6 protein-coding genes are annotated in these 7,406 nt (G+C 64.0%); 2 read left to right on the top strand and 4 right to left on the bottom strand.

From position 1 onward, the window contains the following. Nucleotides 1-36 precede the first annotated feature (36 nt). From recR to dnaX, 4 genes are all read right to left on the bottom strand, one after another. Nucleotides 37-639 carry a recombination mediator RecR gene (gene recR / locus NPS29_RS10720; RefSeq protein WP_274132495.1) on the bottom strand — a complete coding sequence of 201 codons (603 nt, stop codon included), beginning with the start codon at nucleotides 637-639 and terminating at the stop codon, nucleotides 37-39. Between the two features lie 67 nt (nucleotides 640-706). Continuing rightward, nucleotides 707-1,735, bottom strand: coding sequence for an NADP-dependent oxidoreductase (locus NPS29_RS10715; protein WP_274132493.1), 1,029 nt, complete (start codon nucleotides 1,733-1,735; stop codon nucleotides 707-709). A 232-nt stretch (nucleotides 1,736-1,967) separates the two neighbouring features. Next, entirely contained in the window at nucleotides 1,968-2,294 is a 327-nt protein-coding gene (locus tag NPS29_RS10710) for a YbaB/EbfC family nucleoid-associated protein (protein ID WP_062385680.1), read from the bottom strand. Between the two features lie 76 nt (nucleotides 2,295-2,370). Beyond that, nucleotides 2,371-4,485: a DNA polymerase III subunit gamma/tau gene (gene dnaX, locus NPS29_RS10705; RefSeq protein WP_274132488.1), complete on the bottom strand. Its 2,115-nt coding sequence runs from the start codon at nucleotides 4,483-4,485 to the stop codon at nucleotides 2,371-2,373. 157 nt (nucleotides 4,486-4,642) lie between these two features. Between dnaX and NPS29_RS10700 the strand changes: the two genes are divergently transcribed. Continuing rightward, nucleotides 4,643-5,464, top strand: coding sequence for a substrate-binding periplasmic protein (locus tag NPS29_RS10700; RefSeq protein WP_274132487.1), 822 nt, complete (start codon nucleotides 4,643-4,645; stop codon nucleotides 5,462-5,464). Between the two features lie 171 nt (nucleotides 5,465-5,635). Then, the gene (locus tag NPS29_RS10695; RefSeq protein WP_274132485.1) at nucleotides 5,636-7,357 is read left to right on the top strand and encodes an acid phosphatase; all 1,722 of its coding nucleotides are present in this window, start codon (nucleotides 5,636-5,638) and stop codon (nucleotides 7,355-7,357) included. Nucleotides 7,358-7,406: the final 49 nt, after the last annotated feature.

The raw sequence follows: 7,406 nt of genomic DNA, 5'->3' as shown, positions 1-7,406 counted from the left end.
GTAGGAGCGCGCTTGCCCGCGACGGCGGTGTATCTGTCAGAGCTGGATCGGTTTGCGCCCCGCAAACGAATGCGCCAGCGTCCCGCCGTCCACCAACTCAAGCTCGCCACCCAGCGGCACGCCGTGGGCGATGCGGGAGGTGACCATGCCTTTGTTGGACAGCAACTGGGCGATGTAATGGGCGGTGGCCTCGCCTTCGACCGTCGGGTTGGTGGCCAGGATCACTTCGCTGAACGTGCCCTGCTCTTCGATGCGCGCCACAAGTTGCGGAATGCCGATGGCTTCCGGGCCCAGGCCGTCGAGGGGCGACAGGTGCCCCTTGAGCACGAAGTAACGTCCGCGAAAGCCCGTCTGCTCGACGGCGTACACATCCATCGGCCCTTCCACCACGCACAGCAGCGTGTCATCGCGGCGCGGGTCCGAGCATTGCGGGCAGAGTTCGTCTTCGGTGAGCGTGCGGCACTGCTTGCAGTGCCCGACCCCTTCCATCGCCTGCTTCAACGCCTGCGCCAGGCGCGAACCGCCACTGCGATCACGCTCGAGCAGCTGCAAGGCCATGCGCTGGGCGGTTTTCTGACCCACGCCCGGCAGAATGCGCAGGGAATCGATCAACTGGCGAATCAGAGGGCTGAAGCTCATTGAAGAAAAATCTCACAAAAACACGAGACGCGGTTTATACCCGCGCCTCCGGACAGCGTCAAATCACTTAGGACACCTTGACCACCAGCTTGCCGAAGTTCTTCCCTTCCAGCAGACCGATGAACGCATCAGGCGCGTGTTCCAGGCCTTCGACCACGTCTTCACGGAACTTGACCTTGCCGTCCTTCACCAGCGGCACCATGGCCTGCATGAATTCGTCCAGGCGATGGTAGTACTCCTCATAGACGATAAAGCCCTGGATCCGCGCACGTTTGGTCAGCAAAGTGCGCATCAGCAGCGGTAGCTGGTTCGGGCCATCGGACTGACCTTGAGAGTTGTACTGGGCAATCACCCCGCACAGGGGAATCCGCGCATGCTGGTTGAGCAGCGGGATCACCGCCTCGAAAACCTTGCCGCCCACCAGTTCGAAATAAATGTCGATGCCACTGGGGCAGGCTTCGCCCAGTTGCTCGGCGAAATGTGGGCTGTGGTGGTCGATGCAGTCGTCGAAACCCAGCTCATCGATCACGTAGCGGCACTTGTCGATCCCGCCGGCAATGCCCACCACCCGCAGGCCATGCAGCTTGGCGACCTGGCCGACCACCGAACCCACTGCACCTGAAGCGGCGGCCACCACCAGGGTTTCGCCGGCCTTGGGCTGGCCGATGTGCATCAGGCCCATGTAGGCGGTGATGCCCGGCATGCCCAACACACCTACGGCCATCGACGGGCTGGGCAGGTCCTTGGGTACCGGCAAGAGTTGCTTGCCGTCAGAGATGCTGTGGGTCTGCCAGCCGGTCTGCCCGACCACCAGGTCGCCCACTTTGAATGCCGGGTTGAGCGACTGCTCGACCACACTCACCGCCCCGCCTTCCATGACCGCATTGAGCTCCACGGGCGCGGCATAGGATGGCGCATCGCTCATCCGCCCGCGCATGTAGGGGTCGAGGGACAGGTAGAGGGTGCGCAGTTGAATCTGGCCGTCCTGCAGGTCAGGCAATGCCTCGCGCTCAAGACGAAAATTCTCGGGCACCGGCGCCCCCTGCGGGCGGGAGGCCAGGACGATGCGTTGGTTGAGGATCAGTTCTTGCGACATGAGGCGCGGCTCCTTGAATGGCTATAGAAAGCAGACCGTGGCGGTCAGGAGGGGTTCGAATGAAAGCACACACCACGATCCGTAGCAGCACGGCTTGCCGGCGGGGACGTCCGTGAGATCGCTCCCGCCGGCAAGCCGTGCTGCTACGGTAGGCGTGCGGCGTGCTCACTGCACCACAAACAAAAATGCCAGGCACTGGGCCTGGCATTTGTGTGACGCAACGGCCGCCGGATCAGAACGGCAGCTTCATGCCTGGCGGCAGTTGCATGCCGGCGGTCATGCTGGCGGTCTTTTCCTGGCTGGCGGCTTCGATCTTGCGCACGGCGTCGTTGACGGCGGCGGCGATCAGGTCTTCCAGGATTTCCTTGTCTTCCTGCATCAGGCTGTCGTCCAGGCTCACGCGCTTGACGTCATGACGACCGGTCATCACCACGCTCACCAGACCTGCGCCCGACTGGCCGGTCACTTCGGCATTGGCCAGTTCTTCCTGCATCTTGGCCATTTTTTCCTGCATTTGCTGGGCCTGCTTCATCAGGCCAGCCATGCCACCTTTCATCATGGGAATACTCCTCGAAAGTCGTTGGGGTCTTTGCGTGGCGCCAAATCAGCTTAGCGCCTCGCGGTCGTTAAAGGGTTCAGGCCGCCGGACTGTCCACCGGGACAATCGTATCCTCACGGATGCTGGCACCGAACTGTTGCAAAATCTGCTGGATGAACGGATCGCCATGAATCGACGCCTCGGCGTCACGCTGACGATCGGCACGCCTGCGCGCAGCCGCCTGTGCCGGAGTTTCCTGCAATGGCTTGATCAACTCGATACTCAGGTTGATCGTGCGCTGGTGATACTGGTTCAACGCATCGTTCAGGCGGCGCTGTTGCGTGGAGTTGAACAAGGCGCTGTGGGCCGGGTCCAGGTGCAGCAGCCAGTTGTCGCCATCGGCGGAGATCAGCGTGCAGTTGGCGGCGATGCTCCCGGTCATGCCCGATACCGGCAGTTTCGGGAACAGCTCCAGCCACTCGGCAGCCAGGCCGGTCGCGGGCTCCGCCGCTGGCAGCAACTCCGGCTCCTTCTCCACCGCTTCGACGGTGTCATGGGCCAGGTCATCCAGATAGGCGAACGACGCGGGGTCGATGTCCACGTCCGGCTCGTAATAGTCGTCGTCCGGTGGCGGCTCGTCATCGCGGTCCATGGGCGCAGGCACGTAGGCCACGGCGTCGGGCACGTGTTCGAGCATGGCCGGCGTCACCACTTCGGCGGCGGCCTGCACCTGCTCGGGCGACTCCACTTCCGGCGCGTCCGGCACGGGGCTGGCCGGTGCGGGGGCAGGCATCGGCGTCAGGTCAGGCTGCTCGGCCACGGTGTCGAGCACCGGCTCCGGGATGTCTTCGGCGACCTGCGCCGCAACCGGCTCGGGCTCAGCAGCAGGCGCGCGCTCATTCCAGGGCAGGTCGAGGTCTTCGACAGGCTTGGCGGCGGGCGCAGGCACAGGCACGGGTGGTTCGATGACCGGCGCAGGCTGCTCGGCCACAGGCGCCGGCATGTAAGCCGGTGCAGGCGCGGGCGTGGACGGGACCGGTGCAGCAGGGGCCACCGCTGCCTGGGAATCAGCCGTGGCCGGGCTGATCCCCACTGACTTTAACGGCTGTCGCGGCGCGTTCTCGGCATCGGCCGGGCGGAACGCCAGCATCCGCAGCAGCACCATTTCGAAACCGCCGCGAGGATCCGGCGCCAAGGGCAGGTCACGACGACCGATCAGGCCCATCTGGTAATAGAACTGCACATCTTCGGCAGGCAGCGCCTGGGCCAGGGCCAGCACTCGCTCGCGGTCGCCATGGCCGTTGTCGACGCCGTCCGGCAGCGCCTGGGCGATAGCCACGCGGTGCAGCACGTTGAGGATTTCCGACAGCACGCCGCTCCAGTCCGGGCCCTGCTCGGCCAGGTGACGCACGGCTTCGAGCAGGCTGCGGGCGTCGCCATCGATCAGCGCGGTGAGCACGTCATACACCTGCCCGTGATCGAGGGTGCCGAGCATGGCGCGCACGTCGGCGGCCAGCACGCGGCCTTCACCGAAGGCAATCGCCTGGTCGGTCAGGCTCATGGCATCGCGCATCGAGCCGTCGGCGGCACGGCCCAGCAGCCACAGGGCGTCGTCTTCGAACGGAATGTTTTCAGCGCCCAGGACGTGGGTCAGGTGCTCGACCACACGCTCCGGCGTCATGTTTTTCAGGGAGAACTGCAGGCAGCGCGACAGGATGGTCGCGGGCAGCTTCTGCGGGTCGGTGGTCGCCAGGATGAACTTGACGTACGGCGGCGGCTCTTCCAGCGTCTTGAGCAAGGCGTTGAAGGAGTGGCTGGAGAGCATGTGCACTTCGTCGATCAGGTAGACCTTGAAGCGACCGCGGCTTGGCGCGTACTGCACGTTGTCCAGCAGCTCGCGGGTGTCTTCGACCTTGGTGCGGCTGGCGGCGTCGATCTCGATCAGGTCGACGAAACGCCCCTCGTCGATCTCCCGGCACACCGAACATTCGCCGCACGGCGAGGAGGTGATGCCGGTTTCGCAGTTCAGGCACTTGGCGATGATCCGCGCGATGGTGGTCTTGCCGACCCCGCGCGTGCCGGTGAACAGATAGGCATGGTGCAGGCGCTGGCTGTCCAGCGCGTTGATCAAGGCCTTAAGCACATGGGTCTGGCCGACCATTTCGCGGAACGAGCGCGGACGCCATTTACGTGCAAGAACCTGATAACTCATTGAAAACCGTCGCGACTGGGTTGCGGAAGACCGCTAATGCTAGCGGAGCGGGGGCAAAATTGCATCCGGGACGATTTGCCCGCGCGCATTTAAATCATCTGGCGCTAAACTGCCACCGATGCCAAACCGCCATGTCATGGACACACTGAGGGATGCTATGCGTCTGTTGGCACTGAGCGCCTTGCTGTTGATGAGCGGGCCCCTTCGCGCGGAACCTGTGCCGCTGCGGTTCGCCGTCGCCGATTCCTGGTCGATGCCCATGGCGCAGGTGGTGAACCATCAGGCGACAGGCGGGATCATGGTCGACATCATGCGCAGCCTGGCCAGCCACGCCGGGCAGCCTGCGCAGTTTCGGGTGCTGTCGATCAACCGCGTGCAGCGGGCGCTGGAGCAGGGCCAGATCGATGTGCGCTGCTACACCGCGCAATCCTGGATGCCGACCCTTTCCGGGGACGTGACCTGGAGCCTGCCGCTGCTGGTGCAGCGCGACCTCTTGATCAGCACTCCTGACAACGCCTCGCCGGTGGACCCCGCCCAACTGCACAATGAAGTGGTCGGGACCGTGCTGGGCTACGCCTACCCTACCCTGCAACCGGCGTTCGACACTCGCAGACTGCTGCGCGAAGACGCACGCAGCGAAGACCAGGTGCTGCAAAAGCTGCTGATCGGCCGCTATCACTACGCGGTCGCCAACCAGTGGTCACTGGACTGGTTCAACCGCAACCTGCCCCAGGAGCAGAAGCTACGCAGCGTCGCGGTCATCGACGAGCAGCCGGTGGGCTGTATCGTACGCAATGACAGCAACGTCCCGGCGCAGCTTTTGATGCGAGTGTTGCTGCGCATGCGCATGTCCGGAGAAATCGAGCGCATCACGGCGCGCTACAACACCGTGACCGGCTTGCCCCCCGATACGCCTCGCCACTGTGGGAGCGGGCTCGCCCGCGAAAGCGGTGTGTCATGTACCGCTGGCGGCGACTGACAGTACGCCTTCGCTGGCAAGCCAGCTCCCACAGGGATTGCGGTGGTATTGCAAGCTGGCTCTAACCGCTCTGGCACGGGCGCCTACGGCTGTAGCATTAACGTCACATTGCGGGATTAGGCTCCCTCGACATACTTGGTAACACATTTATGCCAGCGAGCAGGAGCCGTGATGAGCGACAAAGAACAAGACCCGTCCAAGCCGTCCGCCAGCCTTGATTCATCGGATTCTCCGTCTGACAGCAGCCGTCGCCGATTCCTCGGCGGCGTGGCCGTGCTCGGCGCTGGCGCCGCCGTCAGCAGTGTGGTGGCGGCCAGCGAAACCGGCACCGACGGCAAGGCCAGCGCCCTGGAAACTGCGCTGATGGGACCCGCGCTGGACAAGGCCCTGCAGGACAACATCAAGAACATCGTGGTGATCTACGCCGAAAACCGCAGCTTCAACAACCTGTTCGCCAATTTTCCCGGCATTGAAAAACCCTTGTCGGCGGTCAAGCCCGAAGACTACCGCCAGCGCGACCGTGACGGCAAAGTCCTGGAGAGCCTGCCGTCCTGCTGGGGCGGCGTGTGCCAGATTGGCCCGCAAAGTATCGACGGCGTGACCTATGCCACCGGCGTGCAATACCAGGAAAACCTGCCCAACGCCCCTTACGCGCTCAAAGGTCCGAGCGGCGAAGACCTGCCCCTGAGCGTGGTCACCCGTGACCTGTGGCACGTGTTCTATCAGAACCAAATGCAGATCAACGGCGGCAAGAATGACAGCTTCGTGGCCTGGGCCGATTCCGGCAGCCTGACCATGGGCCATTACAGCCAGACACAATATTCCCTGCGCCTGTGGGACGTCGCCCGGGAGTTCGTACTCTGCGACAACTTCTTCCAGGGCGCTTTCGGCGGCTCCTTCCTCAATCACCAGTACCTGATTTCGGCCAGGGCGCCCTTCTATCCGGATGCGGCCAACTCCCCTGCGAAATCGCAGATCGCCACGCTGGAAAGCAGCGATCCGCTGGAGTACCGCCTCAAGCCTCTGGAAAAATCCCCGGCCAGCGCCATGACCGGCCCGCCCCAGTTCGGCCCCAGCCTGCTGACGCCCGATGGCTACGCGGTCAACACCATGGCCCCGCCCTACTGGCCGACCTGGCTGCGCGACAAGGAAAAACCTGAATACTCGCAGCCAAACCTGGCCAACGTGCTGGTGCCCCAGACCCACGATCACATCGGCGACAAACTGTCGAAGAAGAGCGTCGATTGGGCCTGGTACGCCGGCGCCTGGCAGGTCACGCTGGATGAGTACAAGGATTCGGCAGGCATCCCCAAGATCCCCAACTTCCAGTACCACCACCAGCCGTTCAACTACTTCAGGAACCAGGGCCCGGACCATCCGCAGGAGCGCGCGAAACGCCTGCGCGATGGCGGCCTGGGCGACGAGTCGGCCACCAACAGATTCCTGGCGGACGCCGAAGCCGGCAAGCTGCCCGCCGTGACCTTCTACAAGCCTCAGGGCAACCTCAACCTGCACGCAGGCTACGCCGATGTCGCCTCGGGCGATCGCCACATCGACCGCGCGATTAAAGTGCTGCGCAACAGCCCGCAATGGAAAAACATGGTCGTGGTCGTCACCTTTGACGAAAACGGCGGCTGGTGGGACCACGTGGCGCCACCCAAAGGCGACCGTTGGGGGCCTGGCACGCGAATTCCGGCCATCGTCATTTCGCCGTTCGCGCGCAAGGGCACGGTCGATCACACGGTGTACGACACCGCCTCGATCCTGCGCTTGATCACCCGGGTGCATGGCCTCGAAACGCTGGACGGGCTCAAGGAGCGGGACGACGCCATGGTGGCACGCGGACAGGCGCCGATGGGCGACCTGACCAACGCGCTGCGCTTTCCGGCCTGACTGGCTGAACGTCTGACAGACGCCCAGGTTGCAGAACGTTGCCGAGACG

Source organism: Pseudomonas putida (genome assembly GCF_028682175.1).
GTDB lineage: Bacteria > Pseudomonadota > Gammaproteobacteria > Pseudomonadales > Pseudomonadaceae > Aquipseudomonas > Aquipseudomonas putida_AD.
Note: the sequence above shows the minus strand (reverse complement) of the source record. Positions and strands in the feature narration are given on the sequence as shown.

Coding starts and splice junctions, on each gene's coding strand:
- NPS29_RS10710 (WP_062385680.1), bottom strand. CDS start 2,294: ATGATGAAAGGTGGCATGGCTGGCCTGATGAAGCAGGCCCAGCAAATG.
- NPS29_RS10715 (WP_274132493.1), bottom strand. CDS start 1,735: ATGTCGCAAGAACTGATCCTCAACCAACGCATCGTCCTGGCCTCCCGC.
- dnaX (WP_274132488.1), bottom strand. CDS start 4,485: ATGAGTTATCAGGTTCTTGCACGTAAATGGCGTCCGCGCTCGTTCCGC.
- NPS29_RS10700 (WP_274132487.1), top strand. CDS start 4,643: ATGCGTCTGTTGGCACTGAGCGCCTTGCTGTTGATGAGCGGGCCCCTT.
- recR (WP_274132495.1), bottom strand. CDS start 639: ATGAGCTTCAGCCCTCTGATTCGCCAGTTGATCGATTCCCTGCGCATT.
- NPS29_RS10695 (WP_274132485.1), top strand. CDS start 5,636: ATGAGCGACAAAGAACAAGACCCGTCCAAGCCGTCCGCCAGCCTTGAT.